This is a genomic window from Streptomyces scabichelini, assembly GCF_011045015.1.
Classification (GTDB): domain Bacteria; phylum Actinomycetota; class Actinomycetes; order Streptomycetales; family Streptomycetaceae; genus Streptomyces; species Streptomyces scabichelini.
Genome location: NZ_JAAKZY010000204.1, coordinates 1 through 17,824 on the forward strand (window position 1 = coordinate 1; position 17,824 = coordinate 17,824).

Annotated in this window: 17 protein-coding genes; 5 read left to right on the top strand and 12 right to left on the bottom strand. The window is 70.2% G+C overall.

Annotated features, from left to right (window positions below):
• Window positions 1-85: 85 nt before the first annotated feature.
• Window positions 86-1,198, bottom strand: coding sequence for an NAD-dependent epimerase/dehydratase family protein (locus G5C60_RS40285; RefSeq protein WP_165267315.1), 1,113 nt, complete (start codon window positions 1,196-1,198; stop codon window positions 86-88).
• A 190-nt stretch (window positions 1,199-1,388) separates the two neighbouring features.
• Here G5C60_RS40285 and G5C60_RS40290 point away from each other — a divergent pair, with 190 nt between their 5' ends.
• Both G5C60_RS40290 and G5C60_RS40295 read left to right on the top strand, forming a co-directional pair.
• Window positions 1,389-2,825 carry a zinc-dependent metalloprotease gene (locus tag G5C60_RS40290; RefSeq protein WP_165267317.1) on the top strand — a complete coding sequence of 479 codons (1,437 nt, stop codon included), beginning with the start codon at window positions 1,389-1,391 and terminating at the stop codon, window positions 2,823-2,825.
• Window positions 2,822-3,349 carry an NUDIX domain-containing protein gene (locus tag G5C60_RS40295; protein ID WP_165267319.1) on the top strand — a complete coding sequence of 176 codons (528 nt, stop codon included), beginning with the start codon at window positions 2,822-2,824 and terminating at the stop codon, window positions 3,347-3,349. Before G5C60_RS40290 ends, G5C60_RS40295 begins: the two co-directional genes overlap by 4 nt.
• A 133-nt stretch (window positions 3,350-3,482) precedes the next feature.
• Here G5C60_RS40295 and G5C60_RS40300 read toward each other — a convergent pair whose 3' ends face one another.
• From G5C60_RS40300 to G5C60_RS40315, 4 genes are all read right to left on the bottom strand, one after another.
• Window positions 3,483-4,238 carry an AIM24 family protein gene (locus G5C60_RS40300; protein ID WP_165267321.1) on the bottom strand — a complete coding sequence of 252 codons (756 nt, stop codon included), beginning with the start codon at window positions 4,236-4,238 and terminating at the stop codon, window positions 3,483-3,485.
• Between the two features lie 16 nt (window positions 4,239-4,254).
• The gene (locus tag G5C60_RS40305) at window positions 4,255-4,935 is read right to left on the bottom strand and encodes an AIM24 family protein (protein WP_165267323.1); all 681 of its coding nucleotides are present in this window, start codon (window positions 4,933-4,935) and stop codon (window positions 4,255-4,257) included.
• Window positions 4,936-4,947: 12 nt separating this feature from the next.
• The gene (locus G5C60_RS40310) at window positions 4,948-6,684 is read right to left on the bottom strand and encodes a TerD family protein (protein WP_165267325.1); all 1,737 of its coding nucleotides are present in this window, start codon (window positions 6,682-6,684) and stop codon (window positions 4,948-4,950) included.
• Between the two features lie 146 nt (window positions 6,685-6,830).
• Window positions 6,831-7,424 (bottom strand): SprT-like domain-containing protein, encoded by a 594-nt coding sequence (locus tag G5C60_RS40315; protein ID WP_165267327.1) that lies wholly within the window; start codon window positions 7,422-7,424, stop codon window positions 6,831-6,833.
• A 232-nt stretch (window positions 7,425-7,656) separates the two neighbouring features.
• Here G5C60_RS40315 and G5C60_RS40320 point away from each other — a divergent pair, with 232 nt between their 5' ends.
• Together G5C60_RS40320 and G5C60_RS40325 are read left to right on the top strand one after the other, a co-directional pair.
• A complete protein-coding gene (locus G5C60_RS40320) occupies window positions 7,657-8,850 on the top strand; it encodes a TOMM precursor leader peptide-binding protein (protein WP_165267329.1) in 1,194 nt (397 codons plus the stop codon).
• Complete coding sequence (locus G5C60_RS40325) at window positions 8,843-10,246, top strand: ABC1 kinase family protein (protein WP_165267330.1); 1,404 nt, start codon at window positions 8,843-8,845, stop codon at window positions 10,244-10,246. Before G5C60_RS40320 ends, G5C60_RS40325 begins: the two co-directional genes overlap by 8 nt.
• A gap of 367 nt (window positions 10,247-10,613) precedes the next feature.
• Here the strand turns inward: G5C60_RS40325 and G5C60_RS40335 are convergent, their stop codons facing one another.
• The 4 genes from G5C60_RS40335 to G5C60_RS40350 all read right to left on the bottom strand — a co-directional run bounded on the left by G5C60_RS40335 (window position 10,614) and on the right by G5C60_RS40350 (window position 14,181).
• A complete protein-coding gene (locus G5C60_RS40335; RefSeq protein ID WP_165267332.1) occupies window positions 10,614-10,937 on the bottom strand; it encodes a hypothetical protein in 324 nt (107 codons plus the stop codon).
• Window positions 10,934-11,302: a WhiB family transcriptional regulator gene (locus G5C60_RS40340; protein ID WP_019072119.1), complete on the bottom strand. Its 369-nt coding sequence runs from the start codon at window positions 11,300-11,302 to the stop codon at window positions 10,934-10,936. The genes G5C60_RS40335 and G5C60_RS40340 overlap by 4 nt, the downstream gene beginning before the upstream one ends.
• A gap of 175 nt (window positions 11,303-11,477) precedes the next feature.
• A complete protein-coding gene (locus tag G5C60_RS40345) occupies window positions 11,478-11,795 on the bottom strand; it encodes a hypothetical protein (protein ID WP_165267333.1) in 318 nt (105 codons plus the stop codon).
• Window positions 11,796-11,958: 163 nt separating this feature from the next.
• Window positions 11,959-14,181 carry an ATP-dependent DNA helicase UvrD2 gene (locus tag G5C60_RS40350; RefSeq protein WP_420907457.1) on the bottom strand — a complete coding sequence of 741 codons (2,223 nt, stop codon included), beginning with the start codon at window positions 14,179-14,181 and terminating at the stop codon, window positions 11,959-11,961.
• 195 nt (window positions 14,182-14,376) lie between these two features.
• Here G5C60_RS40350 and G5C60_RS40355 point away from each other — a divergent pair, with 195 nt between their 5' ends.
• The gene (locus tag G5C60_RS40355; RefSeq protein ID WP_165267334.1) at window positions 14,377-14,628 is read left to right on the top strand and encodes a mycoredoxin; all 252 of its coding nucleotides are present in this window, start codon (window positions 14,377-14,379) and stop codon (window positions 14,626-14,628) included.
• Here the strand turns inward: G5C60_RS40355 and nudC are convergent.
• From nudC to G5C60_RS40370, 3 genes are all read right to left on the bottom strand, one after another.
• Window positions 14,625-15,572, bottom strand: a complete 948-nt coding sequence (gene nudC, locus G5C60_RS40360; RefSeq protein WP_338146066.1) for an NAD(+) diphosphatase — start codon at window positions 15,570-15,572, stop codon at window positions 14,625-14,627. The two genes, G5C60_RS40355 and nudC, sit on opposite strands and share 4 nt — an antisense overlap.
• 79 nt (window positions 15,573-15,651) lie before the next feature.
• On the bottom strand, window positions 15,652-17,055 hold the full coding sequence (locus G5C60_RS40365) for a dipeptidase (protein WP_165267346.1): 1,404 nt from the start codon (window positions 17,053-17,055) through the stop codon (window positions 15,652-15,654).
• Window positions 17,056-17,065: 10 nt separating this feature from the next.
• On the bottom strand, window positions 17,066-17,824 hold a 759-nt coding region (locus G5C60_RS40370), incomplete at its 5' end, for a PD-(D/E)XK nuclease family protein (RefSeq protein ID WP_165267348.1).

The window sequence follows — 17,824 nt, forward strand, 5'->3', positions numbered from 1 at the left end:
CTACCCGTCCCATCCCTGGGGGCGGAGCCCCCAGGGATGGGACGGGTAGGGGCGGCGGGGGCGAAGATCCCCCACGCCCACCACGTCAGATGCGCCGCCGGGCCTTCCGCGCCCGGCGGACGAGGGCGGCCGTACCGAGCAGCGCGACCGTCGCTCCCGCGGCCCCCGCCGCCGTCGCGTCCTTGCGGCCAAGCCGCCGCCCAACCACCGTGTGCCGCCCGGAGACCTCCTCCAGAAGTTCCGCGAGGACCTCCTCGTTGGTCCACTGCGGCCGCCACCCGGCGTCATGGAGCCGACTCCCGCTGACGACCCAGGGGTACATCGTGTATGCGAGATCCCCGGCCGGCGACGGCGTGAGCCCGATCCGGTGGAGCCGGGCCGCGGCACCCAGGGCGACGGCCGAGGGCAGTTCCATCCGCCGGATCCCGCTGAGCTCCTCGACCTCCTCCTGCTCCAGCCACCCGTCGCAGCCGACGGCCAGCTCCCCGTCGACCTTCTCCAGGACGGCGTACTCCAGAGCGCTGCACAGGTCCTCGACATGGCAGAACTGCCAGGCGGGCCGGGATCCGGCGACAACCAGCAGCCGGGGCGACTCGAAGTAGCGCGTGAGGGCCGTGTCGGTGCCTCCGACGAGCACGGCGGGCCGTACGACGGTGACGTTGAGCCCGGGATGCGCGCGGGGCGCCCGCCGGGCGAGCCGCTCGACCTCCAGGAGGTCGCCGACGCCCGTGGCCTCCGCGGTGGCACGCAGTTCGGCGTCTTCGGAGAGGGGCAGTTCGTTGTCGGGCAGCGCCCCGTAGACCATCGCCGAGGTGCACAGCACGACCCGGTGGACGCCGGCGGCGGCCGCGGCGGTGAGCACGGTCTGGGTGCCGCGCACGTTGTAGGCGGTGCGCGCGGCCGGGTCGGTCTCCAGGTCGAGGTCGAGCGCCAGGTGCACGACGACGTCCGCGCCGCGCAGCTTCTCGGCGATCGCCGGGTCGCGGACGTCGAGGATGTACCAGTGGGCGGCCGCGCACTCGCCGCGCCGCTCGTCGATGGCGATGACCTGCTTGATCTCGTCGCTGGCGGCGAGCCGCTCGGTGAGCAGCGCGCCGATGCCGTCCGCGGCGCCGGTGACCGCGACGACGGGGCCGCGGACGGCCGGACTGGTTGAGGGGTTTCGCGCTGCGCGAACCTGCGGATCTGGGGAACTCACCGGGCGTCTCCAGCGGTTGTCTTCAGTAAGGACGCGCGTGACGCGTACGTACCAGGTGGCATCCATCCTGCCGCAGCCCATGAGTCGGCGAAGCATCGAGGCCCGAACCGGCTGCGGTGTCTACGCTGGGTGGTGATGTCGGGCAGCCGCCGCCGGAAAGAACCGGCGGCCTTAACAGCCGAGGAATCCCGTGAGTGACACCCCATTCGGATTCGGCCTTCCGCCGGAGGAGCCGGAGAACGGCGACGAGGGCAAGAAGAAGGACCAGGAGAGCGGTGGTGGTCAGGGACCTGACAACCCGTTCGGTTTCGGGCTGCCCGGAGGCCTGGGAGGCCCTGGAGCCGACAACCCGCTCGCCGCCATGTTCGGTTCCCTGAACCCCAACGACCTGGGCGCGGCGTTCCAGCAGCTGGGCCAGATGCTCTCGTACGAGGGCGGCCCGGTGAACTGGGACATGGCCAAGCAGATCGCCCGCCAGACGGTGTCCCAGGGCGCCCCTGACGGCAGCAAGGACTCGAGCGTCGGCCCCGCCGAGCGTTCTTGGGTCGAGGAGGCGGTGCGGCTGGCCGACCTGTGGCTGGACGACGCGACGTCTCTGCCGTCCGGTGCCGGGTCCTCGGTGGCCTGGAGCCGCGCGGAGTGGGTCGAGGCGACCCTGCCGGTGTGGAAGGAGCTCGTCGACCCGGTCGCCGAGCGCGTCGGCGCCGCCATGGGCGACGTCCTTCCCGAGGAGATGCAGGCCATGGCGGGCCCGCTGATCGGGATGATGCGCTCCATGGGCGGCGCCATGTTCGGTACGCAGATCGGGCAGGCCGTGGGCGTGCTGGCGGGCGAGGTCGTCGGGTCGACCGACATCGGTCTGCCGCTCGGCCCGGCAGGCAAGGCCGCGCTGCTTCCGGTGAACGTCGACGCGTTGGGCAAGGACCTCGGCGTACCGAAGGAGGAGGTGCGGCTCTACCTCGCCCTGCGCGAGGCAGCTCACCAGCGTCTCTTCGCGCACGTGCCGTGGCTGCGCTCGCATCTGTTCGGTGCGGTCGAGGGCTACGCGCGCGGGATCAAGGTCGACACGGCCAAGCTGGAGGACGTGGTCGGCCAGCTCGACCCGTCGAACCCGGAGCAGCTTCAGGACGCGCTCCAGCAGGGCATGTTCCAGCCGGAGGACACGCCGGCCCAGAAGGTGGCGCTGGCTCGTCTGGAGACGGCGCTTGCGCTCGTCGAGGGCTGGGTGGACGCGGTGGTGCACGCGGCTGCCAAGCCGCGTCTGTCGTCCGCGGACGCGCTGCGGGAGACGCTGCGCCGCCGCCGTGCGTCGGGCGGCCCTGCCGAGCAGACCTTCGCCACGCTGATCGGCCTCGAGCTGCGCCCGCGCCGGCTGCGGGACGCCTCGCGGCTGTGGGCCTCGCTCACGGACGCGCGCGGTGTCGACGGCCGGGACGCCCTGTGGGCGCATCCGGACATGCTGCCGACCGCCTCCGACCTGGACGACCCGGACGGCTTCGTGCACCGCGAACAGCTGGACTTCTCCGAGCTGGACAAGATGCTCGGGGAGGCAGCGGGCGGCTCCGCCGAGAAGCCGAACCTGAAGAAGGGCGACAAGGACGACGACAAGGGCGACGACACCGAGTGAGCCTTCGTGACGACGCGGTCCTCGTACTGAAGGGCTACGAGGACCAGGAAGAGCTGCGCCAGGCATATCTGGACCATCTGGAGGCTCATCCGGACGGCATGTGGAAGGCCTGCGAGGCCGGGCACATCACGGCGAGCGCGCTCGTGATCGACCCCGGGCACGGCCGCGTGTTGCTGACCCTCCACAAGAAGATGCGCATCTGGCTGCAGATGGGCGGGCACTGCGAGCCGGAGGACGCCACGCTGGAGGCCGCGGCGCTGCGTGAGGCGACGGAGGAGTCCGGCATCGCGGGCCTGAAGCTGCTGCCGGGCGGCCCGGTGAGCCTGGACCGGCACCCGATCCCGCCGCCGTGCCATTGCCACTTCGACGTCCAGTACGCGGCCGTGGCGCCGCCCGGCGCGGTGCAGGAGATCAGCGACGAGTCACTCGACCTGCGCTGGTTCCCCTACGACGAGGTGGCGGAGGTCGCCGACGATTCGGTGATACGCCTCTTGAAGGCGACCCGCGAGCGCCTTCAGCTGTGACGGCTCAGCCGACATGGCTTCAGCTCACACAGCTTCAGCTGACTGGGCTTCAGCTGACAGGCTTCAGCTGACAGCGGATGTGTAAGGGGCGGTCACCAATGGTGACCGCCCCTTACACATGCTCCTAGGGGGCTCAACTCCAGACGTTGCCCTGGTTCTGGCCGTGGGCCCCCTGCTGGCCCACGCCGTACTGGGCGCGGACGCCCTGGCCGATCACGGCGTTCTGCGGGGGCAGCAGTTCGCTGGGCTGGACGAGCGCGTACCCCGTGCCCATGAAGCTGAGCTCCCAGCCCTCACCGGTGTTGCCGCGACGCCGGAACACTCCGGAGGAGTGCGTCTGAGCCTGCATCTGTACACGCAGACTCGTCGACCAGGCGACGATGGCGTCGGCGTCGCAGTTGACGTACCGGTCCGGCGTGACCTGCATCATCAGCGGCATCCCCGAGGTCATCAGGGCGACCTTGCCCCGCCCGGAGATGTTGAGCTGGTACTTCCCGGAACCGGAGATGCCGTACTGGCTGTCCACGGCGATCACTTCGTGGTGCAGCGAGGAGTCCATCGCCAGGACGTAGCTGCTGTCCACGGTGAGGCCGTCCTGGTCGACGTCCACCACATGGATGTGCTGGGCGAGGTTGGCCAGATAGACGATGCCCTGCCCATGGCAGCGCATCAGGTCGAGGCCCTCTCCCGTCTGTGCGCGGGAGCGCCGCTGACCGGAACTCTGGAACTCGGCGTCGAACTCCACAAGACCCTGGTAGGCGACCATGGTGCCCTTGCGGGCGAGCACGTCGTCGTGGCCCTCCAGGGCGACGCGCAGCATCTGCTTGTTCTGCAGGCTGTAGCGCTCCTGGGACTGCTGCTCGTTGTAGGCGAAAAGCGGGCTCTGCATGATGTGTGGCTCCCCCTCAGCCCCGGAGTCGGAGGCGGTCGGTGCTGTCCTCGCTGGGCTGGACGACGACGATGCCCTGTCCGGAGAAGGCCATCTGGAACGCCTCTCCGCTGCCCCGCCCGATCAGCGACCCCGCCTTGAAGGTGCGCTTGCCCTTCACCTTGAGGTTCGGGGACCAGGCGACGAGCGCGTCCGGGTCGACGTACGTCTCGTCCTCCCCGCCGCCGCAGTCGACGACGACGGGCTTGCCCCGGGAGGTCAGCGCGACCCAGCCCTGCCCGGAGATCTTGGTGTTCCACAGGCCCTGTCCGGCGAACTTCGCCAGTCCCTTGACGCGTTCGACGCCCCACTGGAGGTGTGCGTCGAAGGCGAGCAGGTTGGTGGCGTTGACGGAGATCCCGTCGCCGTTGAGGTTGATGATCACGACGTTCGCGCCGTAGTCGGAGAGGTAGAGCAGGCCGTCTCCGGAGCACTTCATGAGGGGCGCGCCCTCACCGGTGGCCCAGTCGCGCGCGATCTGGCGCACGGCGGGCGGGTTCGGCTCGTACTGGACGAAGCCTTCGTAGGCGACCATCGACCCCACGCGCGCGAGGAGGTCGTTTCCGGTCTGCATGGCGACCTTGAGCATGTGGTTGCCGTGGTTCTCCATGCGCGCGGCAACGGGTGCCGGGGCGAAGCCCGCGAGCTGCTGGTTCATTGACGGGCTCCCTCAGACCTCGTACGGCTGGACGACGATGAAATTGCCGGGCGCGCCGCGGAACTGCAGATTCACGCTCTCCCCGGTGTCGCCCGGGTAGGCGTTGCGGCGCATCCGCACCTGGCTGGAGACGATCACCTGGGACGCGGCGGACCACGCGACGACGGCGTTGCAGTCGGCGAACGTCGTCGGCGTGACCGGCAGCACCACGGGCGCTCCCTGCGTCTTGACGATGATCGTGCCGGTCCCCTGGAACTGCATCGTGAACAGCGCGCCTCCGGGGATGCCGTGCCCTTCGATGCGGCGCACCTCGTACTGCAGCGTCTCGTCGAACGCGAGGACGTTCTCCGCGGAGACGCAGATGGCGTCCCCTTGCAGTTCGATGGGGTGCAGCATGGCGGACTTCTCGGCGAGGAACACCTGGCCCTTGCCCGAACAGCGCATCAGCTGCATCTCCTGGCCGGTCGCGTTGCCCACGATCCGGCCGGAGAATCCGGCGCTCTTGTAGCTGAAGTCGACCTTGCCCTGGTAGAGCACCATGCTGCCCTGTCGGGCGAGCACAGGCTGGTCACCGCCCATACCGAGATCGACCCGGACCATCTTCTTGTTCTGCTGGGTCCAGCGCTGACCGGTGGGCGCCTCCTTGTACGGCTGGAGCGCCGCGGCGACACCGGCGCCGCCCTGCGGAGCGCCCTGGGGTGCTCCGTACGAGGAGGGCGCGCCCGGAGCACCCGGCTGACCGGGGGCCTGCCCGAACGGTGGCTGCTGGCCGTACCCCGGAGGCGGGGTCGGCTGACCGTAGCCGGGCGGCGGGGCGGGCGCCTGGGGTGCTTGCGGTGCCTGGGGCTGTCCGTACCCGGGCGGCAGAGGTGCGCTCGGGGCGGGGGGCTGGCCGTACGGAGGCTGCTGCTGGCCCGGCGGCTGCCCGTAGGGCGCGGGTGCCGGTGCCGGGGGCGGCACCGGAGCGCCGCCGGGCGGCGTCAGGGGCGCGACGACCGTGGGCGCGGCGTGCACCGACGGTGTGGGCTCCGGGGGTGCGGGCGTCTGCGGCGGAGTGGCTCCCGGAGGCGGTGCGAAGCCCTGGGCGGGCTGCGGCGCGGGGACCGGGGCAGGTGCGGCGGGGCCTGATGGAGCACCGAACGCGGGCGGCGCGGTGGCCTGAGCGGGCGGCGCGAAGGACGGCGCGCCGGCCTGCGGCTGCGCCGGAGTGGCGGGTTCCTCCTCGGCGACCTCGCCGCCGAAGTTCTTCAGCAGCGCGTCGAGTCCGCCGTCGAAGCCCTGCCCGACCGCCGCGAACCGCCACACGTCCTTGAGGTAGAAGTCGCCCAGCATCACGGCGCGTTCGGTGGAGAACTCGGCACCGCTGAACGAGTACCGGGCCACCTCTTCTCCGCCCGCGACGATGCGAATGTATCCGGGGGCGACCTGCGACATCTGCCCGGCGCCGTCGAGTGTCGCTGTGAAGGACAGCTTCTGGATCTGCGGCGGGATCTTGTCGAGCGTGACGCGGAAGGACTCCGTGTCGCCCGCCTGCGCGCCCAGAATCTGGATGGACTCCTCAGGGCTCTTCGGCTGGTTGAAGAAAATGAAGTACCGGTCGTCCGAAAGCCGTTCGTCGGCGTCCAGACCGAAGCAGCTGATGTCGAAGGTCAGACCGGGGCCGGTGATCTGTACGCCTACGTACAGATCGGTGCCCGCGGTGAGGTCACTGATCTTGGCCTTGTGGCCGCGTTGGAATTCCCTGGCCATGCGTAACGACCGTCCCCCATCCCGAATACGAGTGCGTCGCGCGTCAGGCTAACGGCAAAATCCAGCCGCGGACGATGCCGGTACAGACCCGGTACACAATCCCTGCCTGCCGCCCGTACCAGCGCTGTCGTCCTGCCGGGACGGTGTCACTCGTCGCGCGCGGCGGGCAGATGGGGCAGCCGGTCGGCGGCGACCACGCCTTCCAGGTAGCCGCGGGCCCGCTCGGTACGCGGATAGGCCTCGAGGAGCTGCCAGAAGCGCGGCCCGTGGCCGGGCACGAGCAGATGCGCGAGTTCGTGGACGAGAACGTAGTCGACGACGTATTCGGGCATGCCCTGCAACCGGTGCGAAAGACGGATGCTGCCCTCGGACGGCGTGCACGAGCCCCAGCGGGTGTTCTGGTTGGTGACCCAGCGGACCGTGGAGGGCCGGGCGAGGCCGTCGAAGTACAGGTCGGAGAGCCGGGCGGCACGCTCGGAGAGCTCCGCGTCACCGAGTACCCGCTTGTTCTCCTGGGCGGCGAGCTTGTCGAGCATGACGCCCACCCAGCGCTGCTCCTCCGCCTCGGACATCCGGGCGGGGATGAGCACGACGGTACGATCACCCTCGCGGTACGCGGAGACCGTTCTGCGTCGGCGAGCGCTCCTGCGGACCTCGATCGCGCTCGTCCCCGAGCCGCCCGGCGGCTCGCTCGTCGTGCTGCGCTGTGGTTTTCCGCGGTTCAGTGGGTCGGCGGACACGCCCCGACGGTACCTGTTGCGCATGGTGGAAGTCCCGCCTCCGGGACGGTTCGATGCCGATCCGCGCTCCGCGCGCCCAGTTTGTCCATACTCCGTACGCCTGATTTGTACGACGAATACACACAGCCTGTGGATAACTTTCGGCACTCGCCGAGCGATGCGTGCATGCTGGCACTCGACCGGCGGAGCAGAACGAGCGCCACCGGCACAACGGGGACGTACGAGGGCAGTCATGCATCCGATGGTGAAACCCGCGCTGCGGCGCGCCTGGCGGGATCTGAACACCGTGCAGTTCGGGATGGCACCGGCACACGCCATGGTGCTCGGCCCGATGGACACGGCGACGGGCAGTTTTCTGACCTTGCTCGACGGGACACGAGGGCTTCCTCTCCTGCGCGACGAGGGGCGCCGCATGGGTCTGCCCGACGGCCATGCCGACGGGCTCGTGGAGCGGCTGGCCCGGGCGGGACTGCTGGACGACGCGACGGGCGGCGGCCCGGCAGCCGACGCCCTGCGCGAGAGGAAAGCCGTCCTGGACCGGCTGCGGCCCGACCTCGCCTCCCTGTCCCTGGTCGCCCCCGGACCGGGCGAGGGCATGCGCCGACTCGCGGCCCGCCGCTCGCTGCGGGTGCAGGTGTGGGGCGCCGGACGGGTGGGCGTGGTCCTGGCCTCCGCGCTGGCCGGGGCGGGCGTGGGCCATGTGGACGTACGAGACGGCGGATGCGTCGAGCCGTGGGACATCGCACCGGGCGGCCTGCCCGCCGACTCCATCGGCGAGCGCAGGGAAGAGGCTGCGCGGCGGGCGGTGCGCCGGGCGGCACTCAACCGCCCACCACGGCGCGGCGGCGCCCAGTCATCTCCCGACGAAGAAGAGCCGGGACTCTCTCTGGTGATCCTCGCGCCACGGGACAGCCTCGCCGTCCACGCACCCGACCCGACCACCGCCGAGCCGCTGATCGCTTCCGGGACACCACATCTGTACGCCGGAATCGTGGAGGGCACGGGAGTCGTCGGCCCCCTCGTCCTGCCCGGCGACACGGCCTGTGCGGGCTGCCTGGACCGGGGCCGCACCGACCGGGACCCGACCTGGCCGCGCCTGCTCGCACAGTGGCGCTCCGGGCAGCCCCGCCAGGTGCCGGCTTGTGATCTGACGCTGTCGGCCACGGTCGCCGGGCTGGCCGCTGGGCATGCCCTCGCCTTTCTGGACGGGGAGTTGCCGTCCAGTGCGGGAGCTCGCTGGGAGGCCTCGGTGCCCGGATTCGACTGGCATGCACGCCCCGTATGGCCGCATTCCGCATGCTCGTGCGGGACCGCGGAGAAGGCTAAGGGGGAGCAGACCTCGGAGGACGAGAGGCCGCAAGAGACAATGGCCGGGCAACAGCCGCACGCGGCTCGGCTGTCCGGTACTTGGAGGGCGCATGTCTGATCTTCCCCGGAAGGCGGTCACCCGAACCGCCAAGCTCGCCGCCCTGCCGCTCGGCTTCGCCGGGCGGGCCACCTGGGGGCTCGGCAAACGGATCGGCGGGAAGTCGGCGGAGATCGTGGGCCGCGAGCTGCAACAGCGCACGGCCGAGCAACTGTTCAAGGTGCTCGGCGAGCTCAAGGGCGGCGCGATGAAGTTCGGGCAGGCGCTGTCCGTGTTCGAGTCGGCGCTGCCCGAAGAGGTCGCGGGGCCGTATCGCGCGGCGCTGACGAAGCTCCAGGAGGCGGCCCCGCCCATGCCGACACGCACGGTGCACGCCGTGCTCGAGGAGCGCATCGGCGAGGACTGGCGCGACCTGTTCCTGAAATTCGAGGACAAGCCCTCCGCGGCGGCCTCGATCGGACAGGTGCACCGCGCGGTGTGGCACGACGGCCGGGAGGTCGCGGTCAAGGTGCAGTACCCCGGGGCGGGTGAGGCACTGCTCTCCGACCTGAACCAGCTCAGCCGTTTCGCCCGTCTTCTGGGACCGCTGATTCCGGGGATGGACGTCAAGCCGCTCATCGCGGAGCTGCGCGACCGGGTGTCCGAGGAGCTCGACTACGGCCTGGAGGCCCAGGCCCAGCAAGCGCACGCGGAGGAGTTCGCGGACGACCCGGACGTACGGGTGCCGGCTGTGGTGCACCAGTGCGAGCAGGTACTGGTGACGGAGTGGATCGACGGCATCCCGCTGTCGGAGGTGATCGCCGACGGCACGCAGGAGCAGCGGAACCGGGCGGGCCAGCTGCTGGCCCGCTTCCTCTTCTCCGGCCCGGCCCGCACCGGCCTGCTGCACGCGGACCCGCATCCCGGCAACTTCCGCCTCCTGCCCGACGACTCCGGGGACTCCGGCGACCCCGACGGCAAGGACGGCATGGATGGCTGGCGCCTGGGCGTACTGGACTTCGGCACGGTGGACCGCCTCCCGGGCGGCCTGCCGCCGACCATCGGTGACTCGCTGCGGATGACCCTCGACGGCGAGGCCGAAGCGGTCTACGAGCTCCTCTGCGAGGAGGGCTTCGTCAAGCAGTCGATAGAGCTCGACCCGGATGCCGTCCTGGACTACCTGCTCCCCATCATCGAGCCGGCCCAGGCCGAGGAGTTCACCTTCACCCGAGGCTGGATGCGCAGCCAGGCAGCCCGAATCGCCGACCCCCGCTCCCCCGCGTACCAGCTCGGCAAGCAGCTCAACCTGCCCCCGGCCTATCTGCTGATACACCGGGTGACATTGAGCACAATCGGCGTGCTGTGCCAACTGGGCGCCACGGTACGGCTCCGAGACGAACTCGAGGAGTGGCTACCGGGCTTCCTCCCGGAGGACGAAACGGCCCTGGGCGAGGGGGAGTCGGCGGCCGAGGCGTGAGGGCCCCAAAGGAAACGACGGGCTACCACCAAGACGAATCGAGCCGTCCCTCGATCGCTCTCAGGTTGGCCCGGGCGCAGTTGTCGCAGAAGTAGTGCCGGGTGCCGTTTTCCACGGAGCAGGTCCAGGTGGGCTGGGGGCCTTCTGATGTGGCGCCGCAGCGGGCGCACACGATGGGCTGGGGTTCCGTGACGGAACCGCCGTTGTCACTGTCCCCGGGAAGACTCGTCACTCGACGACGATATCGCCGGGGCCGGCGGATCGACGGGCACAACGCACCGCGGGGCCGGTCCCTTCGGACCGGCCCCGCGGGCAGCGGTTTACTTCCGTTGCCGTTGTGGCGGCGTCGCGCTTGCTTCAACGCGCCTTACTGCATGACCGCCATGGCCAGAGCGCGGCGTGCGCGCAGCGACGCGCGCTCGGCGCGGCGCTGCATCCGGCGGGCCACTGCCAGGCGGATCGCCAGGCGTTCGGCCTCGGCGGCGCGCTGCTGCTCGTGCATATGCGCACGAGCCAGGGCTTCTTGGATGAGTTGCATCTCTCGGGTCCTGTTCTGGCGCGAGTCGTTCGCGCCGGTGGTGGTGAAGTCTCGAATCGCGGAGCCGAGGGGCTCGCTGATGGACGGCTTCATCGGGGCCTGATCCTTGGGGTCGTGCGTCAGAGGGCGATCGATCGTTCCTGTGGTGTTCATGCCGTAACCGGGTTCTTGCGCGGGCGGCCACGCGGCCGCTTCCGGGCGACAACGACACCCTGGACGAAGAGCTCGCCGCCCCAGACGCCCCAGGGCTCACGCCGCTCCTTGGCGCCGGCGAGGCAGGCCTCGATCAGCGGGCAGGTGCGGCAGAGGGACTTGGCGTACTCGACATCTGCCGGCGACTCGGCGAAGAAGACCTCCGGGTCGTAGGAGCGGCAGGGGACGGGCACGCCGAGGTTCTCGATGGCGTCGTCGAGCGCGGTGAGCGCAGTGAGCGGGGTCAAGGTGGAGTCCTCCGTGAGACCGGGCGGTGGGATCGTTTCGGAAGGCGGTACGGACGGGGCGTGCGCTTCGAGTTGCACGGTTTGTCTTCCTCGTCTGGTCGTGCCGGCCGGGTTGGCCGGTTGGCGGCTGGTACCGGGTTCTTTTCTTGTCCCGAGGCCCCTTCGCTCTGTCGTCCCTGGTCGGGGACAAACAGAAGGGCCGCGGATCCCGGGTGGGGTTCCGCGGCCCTGAAGGCGCCGGCCTGATCGCCGATCAGGCTGGATCACTCCAGGGTTCAGGCCCACGGAAGGCCCACATCGTGTGGTGCTGCGTCTGCTTGCGGGATCCGGCACCGGCAGCCGCAAAGGCATAGGCCTGCGCCTGCGCCTCTACTGCTTCCAGTGCCTTCATCGGTCGCTCATTGCGCTCACGGACGGGGAGGCCCGAGAGAGACACGGCGGACGCCGGCCGGACAGCAGGAATGCCGGACAGACCGGTGCCCAGGTTCGAGAAGCCGAGCAGGCACGTGGAGACGACCGAGCGATCGGTCAATTTGACGGTGCTGATGGAGCTGCTCTTGATGCTGATCACTGGAATCGCCTCCTCTCGGCGTCTCTGGGACCGGGGTGAGCCGGTCCGACGGTTGTTAAGTACAGCACGAAACCAGGGCCTTGGAGAAGGCCGCCGCTTCCGTGCTTAAGAACCTATGGGGATTGCTGGGGCATGCGCAAACTATTTTCTCGACGAGTTTGCATCAGTCCTCGTCTTCGCCTCCCCCAAGCTCTTGACCTGCGCAGATGGCCAGAACTTCGGTTCCGTAGCGGTTCAGCTTGCGGGCTCGGACCCCCGGGATGCGGGCGAGTTCGGCCGGACTGGACGGTACCGCTTCAGCGATGGCCATCAGCGTCTTGTCCGTGAAGACGCAGAAGTCCGGCTGCCCGCTGCGCTGCGCCTGGTCCGCTCGCCAGTCGCGCAGCCGCTCGTACAGACCCTCGTCCATGTCGGAGGGGCAGTCCTCGCAGCGCATCAGTTTCATCTCACCGGCGTCGGTGAGGGTGCGGCCGCAGACTCGGCACCGGGCCGGCTGCCGCGTCACCCGCCGCACTACGTCCTCGACGCCGCCCGTGACGCCGCGCTCGATGCCACCGGAGCCGCCCGCGCCGCCTCTGGCCGCGGTGGCGGTGGAGCCGGGGCGCAGGCCGTCGAGGAAACGGCTGGGGCGACGGTTGGGACGTCCTCCAGGTGAGCGGGACAGCGCCCAGGAGACGGAGAGGTGTTGTCTGGCGCGGGTGACACCGACGTAGAGAAGGCGGCGCTCCTCCTCGATCTGTTCCTCCGTCTTTGCGTAGGTGATCGGCATCATGCCTTCGGCGACGCCGACGAGCAGGACGACGTCCCACTCCAGGCCCTTTGCGGAGTGGAGGGAGGCGAGAGTGACGCTCTGGACGGTCGGGGCGTGCTGGGCACCGGCGCGCTCGTCGAGTTCCGCGACGAGGTCTCCGAGGGTGGCGTCGGCCTTGGCGGTGGCGAAGTCCTGTGCGAGATGGACGAGGGCGGCCAGTGATTCCCAGCGCTCGCGGACCGCGCCGGATCCGGCGGGCGGCTCGCTGGTCCAGCCCTCGCCCGACAGCACGGCTCTCACCTGCGAGGGCAGGTCGACGGCGTTGTCCAAGAGGGAGTCGTTGCCTCCGAAGCGGGCCGCGCCTCTCAGGGCGACGCGCGCCTTTCGTACTTCGGCTCGGTCGAAGAATCGCTCGGCGCCGCGCAGCTGGTAGGGCACCCCGGCGTCGGCGAGGGCCTGTTCATAGATCTCGGACTGGGCGTTGGTACGGAAGAGGATGGCGATCTCGCTCGCGGGGACGCCGGAGGCGATGAGGTCGCGGATGCGGCGGGCGGCACCCTCCGCCTCGGCGGGCTCGTCGGTGTACTCCCTGTAGACCGGCTCGGGTCCTGGGTCGCGCTGGGAGATCAGCTCCAGGCGGTGTTCGGCGGCGCGGCCGCGGGCCTGGGCGAGCAGGCCGTTGGCGAGGTGGACGACCTGGGGTGAGGAGCGGTAGTCGCGGACCAGCTTGACGACCGTGGCGCCCGGGTGGCGGGTGCGGAAGTCGAGGAGGTGGTCGGGGGTTGCACCGGTGAACGAGTAGATCGTCTGGCTGGCGTCGCCCACGACGCAGAGGCTGTCGCGCTCGCCGAGCCACAGTTCCAGGAGGCGCTGCTGGAGGGGGCTGACGTCCTGGTACTCGTCGACCACGAAGTGCTGGTACTGGGCGCGGACTTCGTCGGCGATGTCGTGCCGGTCCTGGAGGATGCCGACGGTCAGCAGCAGGACGTCTTCGAAGTCGATGACGCCGCGGTCGCGTTTGAGGTCCTCGTACGCGGCGTAGAGCTGGGCGATCTCGCTGGGGTGGCGGGGGGTTTCTCGGCCGGCCTTGGCGGCGGCGGCCGCGTAGTCGGTGGGGACGGTCTGGGTGACCTTGGACCATTCGATCTCGGCTGTGATGTCGCGCAGCTCACCCCGGTCGAGGCGGGTGCGGCAGGCGGCCGCGGCGTCGGCGACGAGCTGGATCTTGCGGTCGACGAGCCGCGGCAGGCTGCCGCCGACCGCTTTGGGCCAGAAGTACTGGAGTTGTCGCAGGGCGGCGGAGTGGAATGTGCGGGCCTGGACTCCGGATGCGCCGAGCTGGCGGAGGCGGCCGCGCATCTCGCCGGCGGCGCGGTTGGTGAAGGTGACGGCCAGCACGCTGGTGGGCTGGAGTATCCCGGCGCGTACCCCATAGGCGATGCGGTGGGTGATCGCCCGGGTTTTGCCCGTGCCGGCCCCGGCCAGTACGCACACCGGACCGTGCAGGGCCGTGGCGACTTCGCGCTGCTCGGGGTCGAGCCCTTCGAGCACCGCGTCGGCTCCACTCGGCGGAGCCGGGTACTGAGAACTGTTGGAGCCCTGCGGGAAGAGGGTGGAGTGCGTTGCTGCTGTCACCCCGCCATGCTGCCAGTTCGGCGGTGGCAGGCGTGTCGGTTGTCCACAGGGAGACGCTTGCAGTCGTACTAATGCGGCAGGCGCCTCCCTGCCCGCCCGGCCCTGCTCCGCCCGCGTACGGGAATGGCAGCCCCGTCACTTACGTTCCACCCACTGCGAAACACGCACCCCCAGCAGCGAAGGAGCACGATAGACATGCCGGGCACTGTGACGATGTACAGCACCACGTGGTGCGGATACTGCCGTCGGCTGAAGAGCCAGATGGACCGTGAGGGCATCGCCTACGACGAGATCAACATCGAGCAGGACCCGGACTCCGCGGCGTTCGTGGAGAAGGCGAACGGCGGCAATCAGACGGTTCCCACCGTTCTGTTCCCGGACGGTTCGACGCTCACGAACCCTTCGCTGGCGCAGGTCAAGCAGAAGATCGAGGTCGAGGCCCGCTAGAGGGCTGTGCCCGGCTTCGGCAGGGGCTTGCCGTACCAGAGCTCGATCAGGCGGGCCGCAATCGAGATTCCGTAGGGAGGCAGCACCTCCCCGGACTCGAAGGCGGCCCGCAGGTCTTCGCGGGAGAACCAGCGGGCTTCGTGGATCTCGTCGCCGTCGACGTTGATGTCCGCCGAGGTGGCGCGGGCCATGAAGCCCAGCATGAGGCTGGAGGGGAAGGGCCAGGGCTGGCTGGCGATGTACTCGACCTCGCCGACGGTGACGCCGGCTTCCTCGAAGACCTCGCGGCGTACGGACTGCTCGATGGACTCGCCGGGCTCGACGAAGCCGGCGAGGGTGGAGAAGCGGCCCTCGGGCCAGTGCACCTGGCGGCCGAGCAGGATGCGGTCGTCGTCGTCCGTCACGGCCATGATCACGGCCGGGTCGGTGCGCGGGTAGTGCTCGGCGCCGCAGGCGGGGCAGCGGCGGATGTGGCCGGCCGCTGCGATGACGGTGCGTTCGCCGCAGCGGGAGCAGAAGCGGTGCAGGCGCTGCCAGTTCTCCAGGGCGACGGCGTGCACCATGAGGCCTGTGTCGCGGGGCGACAGGAGCAGGCCCGCCTCGCGGAGTCCGGCGGCGCGCGCGGACTGGTCCATGCGGCCGGGGAGCGCGTCCTTCTGGAGTGCGAAGTAGCTGACGCCGTCGTCGTCGGTGCCCAGGAAGTAGCGGTGTGCCTCGGTGAGGGGGGCTTCGAAGGAGGGGGTCATCACGAGTTCGGTGGTGCCATCCTCCGTCTCGTCGATGAGGACCTGGCCGCCGGAGACCACGAACACGCGGGTTGTGGGGTGGCTCCACGCCGCGGCGAGCCAGGCTTCGTCGAGCCGGTGGTGGGCGGCCCGGTCGATGCCGCTCGGGGCGGTGAGCGAGATGGGACGGTCGGCGGTTTGATCGGTCCAGGTGGTCACGGGTGCTTCCAACTCCCCTGGTGGAATGGGTGTTTCAGCGGGACGTACGGCGGGACTCGGCGGCGTTCGGCGGGTTCTTTCAGTGTGCATCGCGCCAGTTGTCCGCGAGGTCGCCCCACAGGTAGGCGGTGGTTTCGGCGCCCTTGAGGAGGAGGTCGAGTTCGACCTTCTCGTTGGGGGCGTGCCAGCCGTCGGAGGGGACCGAGATGCCGAGGAAGAGCACGGGTGCGGCGAGGACTTCCTGGAGGTCCGCGGCGGGTCCCGAACCGCCCTCACGGGTGAAGCGGATCTCCTGTTCGAAGGCGCGGCCCATGGCGCGTACGACGGATTGCAGGGCCGGGTGGTCCAGCGGTGTCAGGCACGGGCGCGTGGCGGCGCCGAAGGTGATCTCGTGGCGGATCCCGGCGGGCAGTTGCTCGGCGGCCCAGGCGCGTACGGCCTTCTCGACGAGGTGCGGGTCCTGGCCGGCGACGAGCCGGAAGGAGAGCTTGACCATGGCCGAGGAGGGGATGATCGTCTTGCTGCCGGGGCCCTGATAGCCGCCGCCGATGCCGTTGACCTCGGCGGTCGGGCGGGCCCAAATGCGCTCCAGAGTGGTGTGTCCGGCCTCTCCGTGGACGGCTGACGACTTGGCCGTACGCAGCCACCTCTCCTCGTCGAAGGGCAGTTCGGCGAAGAGTTCGCGCTCGTGGTCGGTGAGTTCGACGATGTCTTCGTAGAAGCCGGGGATCGCCACGCGCGCGTGCTCGTCGTGCAGGGCGGCGACGAGGCGGGCGGCGGCAGTGGCGGGGTTGGGCACGGCGCCGCCGAAGGCGCCGGAGTGGATGTCCTGGTCCGGCCCGTACAGCTCGATCTCGCATTCGGCGAGGCCACGCATCCCGGTGCATACGGTGGGGGTGTCCTCGGACCACATGCCGGTGTCGGAGACGATCACGGCGTCGGCGGCGAGGCGTTCCTGCCGCGATTCGACCAGTGCGCGGAAGTGCGGCGAACCGGACTCCTCCTCGCCCTCGATGAGCATTTTCAGGTTGACGGCGGGAGTGGTGCGGCCGGTGGCGGCGAGGTGGGCGCGGACACCGAGTGTGTGGAAGAACACCTGTCCCTTGTCGTCGGCTGCCCCGCGCGCGTGGAGGCGGTTTCCGCGGATGACGGGTTCGAAGGGGTCGGTGTTCCAGCCCTCCTCGCGGGTGGCGGGCTGTACATCGTGGTGTCCGTAGACGAGGACGGTGGGCGCCTGCGGGTCTTCGGAGGGCCATTCGGCGAAGACGGCGGGGGCGCCGGGGGTCGCCCAGACCTCGGCTGTCGGGAAGCCGGTCTCCCGGAGTTTCGCGGCAATCCAGTCGGCGCTGCGCCGCACGTCCGCCGCGTGGTCGGGCTGGGCCGACACGGACGGGATGCGCAGCCACTCGGCGAGGTCGTCGAGGAAGGCGGCGCGGTGGTTCTCGATGTACGTGCGGACGGCGCTGTCCGGAGTCTTGCTCATGCTCACGAGCCTATCCGCCCGCAGTGACATGCTCGTCCGGCGGTTCGTCCGTGGAGGGCTCCTCCAGGAGCAGCCGCTCCAGTGCGGCACGGTCCGGCAGGTTCTCGGGTCGTACGATCTCGCCGCTGCGCACGTACAGGAAAGCGGCCTTGACGGACTCCAGCGGTACGCCGTGCTGCTCGGCCCAGGCGAGCCGGTAGAGGGCGAGCTGGAGGGGGTCGGCGGTGCGGGTGCGGTTGGTCTTCCAGTCGACGATCTCGTACGTCGCCTCGTCGCCGTCGCCGTCCTTGTAGACGGCGTCTATGCGGCCCCGTACGACCCGTCCGGCGATCTCGAGCTGGAAGGGGGCTTCCACTCGGTAGGGCGTGCGGTGGGCGTAGGCGCTGCGTTCGAAGGCCTCCTTGAGTGCCTCCAGGTCGCGTTCGTCGGCGATCTCGGCCTCGTTGCCGGGCAGTTCCTCGGGCTCCAGCATGGGCAGCCGCAGTTCTTCGAAGCGGGTCTCGACCCAGGCGTGGAAGCGGGTGCCTCGGCGTGCGGCGCGCTGCGGGGGGCGCGGCATGGGGCGTGCCAGTTCCTGTGCGAAGGCGTCCGGGTCGGCGGCCAGGCGCAGCATCTGGGACGCGGTCAGGGAGGTCGGCAGGGGTACGTCCGTGACGCTCTCTCGCGCTCGCAGCAGCTCTCCGGTGAGGGCGTCCAGGTCGCGGTCCCAGGAGGCGATGGTGCGGGCTTCCTCGGGGGTGAGAGGTGCGGTCTCGGGTGGGTGCGGGCG

What these genes read in the sequence shown, in the direction of transcription:
- G5C60_RS40300 (WP_165267321.1), bottom strand. Translation starts at nt 4,238, where the DNA reads ATGCAGAGCCCGCTTTTCGCCTACAACGAGCAGCAGTCCCAGGAGCGC.
- G5C60_RS40305 (WP_165267323.1), bottom strand. Translation starts at nt 4,935, where the DNA reads ATGAACCAGCAGCTCGCGGGCTTCGCCCCGGCACCCGTTGCCGCGCGC.
- G5C60_RS40310 (WP_165267325.1), bottom strand. Translation starts at nt 6,684, where the DNA reads ATGGCCAGGGAATTCCAACGCGGCCACAAGGCCAAGATCAGTGACCTC.
- G5C60_RS40320 (WP_165267329.1), top strand. Translation starts at nt 7,657, where the DNA reads ATGCATCCGATGGTGAAACCCGCGCTGCGGCGCGCCTGGCGGGATCTG.
- G5C60_RS40325 (WP_165267330.1), top strand. Translation starts at nt 8,843, where the DNA reads ATGTCTGATCTTCCCCGGAAGGCGGTCACCCGAACCGCCAAGCTCGCC.
- G5C60_RS40335 (WP_165267332.1), bottom strand. Translation starts at nt 10,937, where the DNA reads ATGAACACCACAGGAACGATCGATCGCCCTCTGACGCACGACCCCAAG.
- G5C60_RS40355 (WP_165267334.1), top strand. Translation starts at nt 14,377, where the DNA reads ATGCCGGGCACTGTGACGATGTACAGCACCACGTGGTGCGGATACTGC.
- G5C60_RS40365 (WP_165267346.1), bottom strand. Translation starts at nt 17,055, where the DNA reads ATGAGCAAGACTCCGGACAGCGCCGTCCGCACGTACATCGAGAACCAC.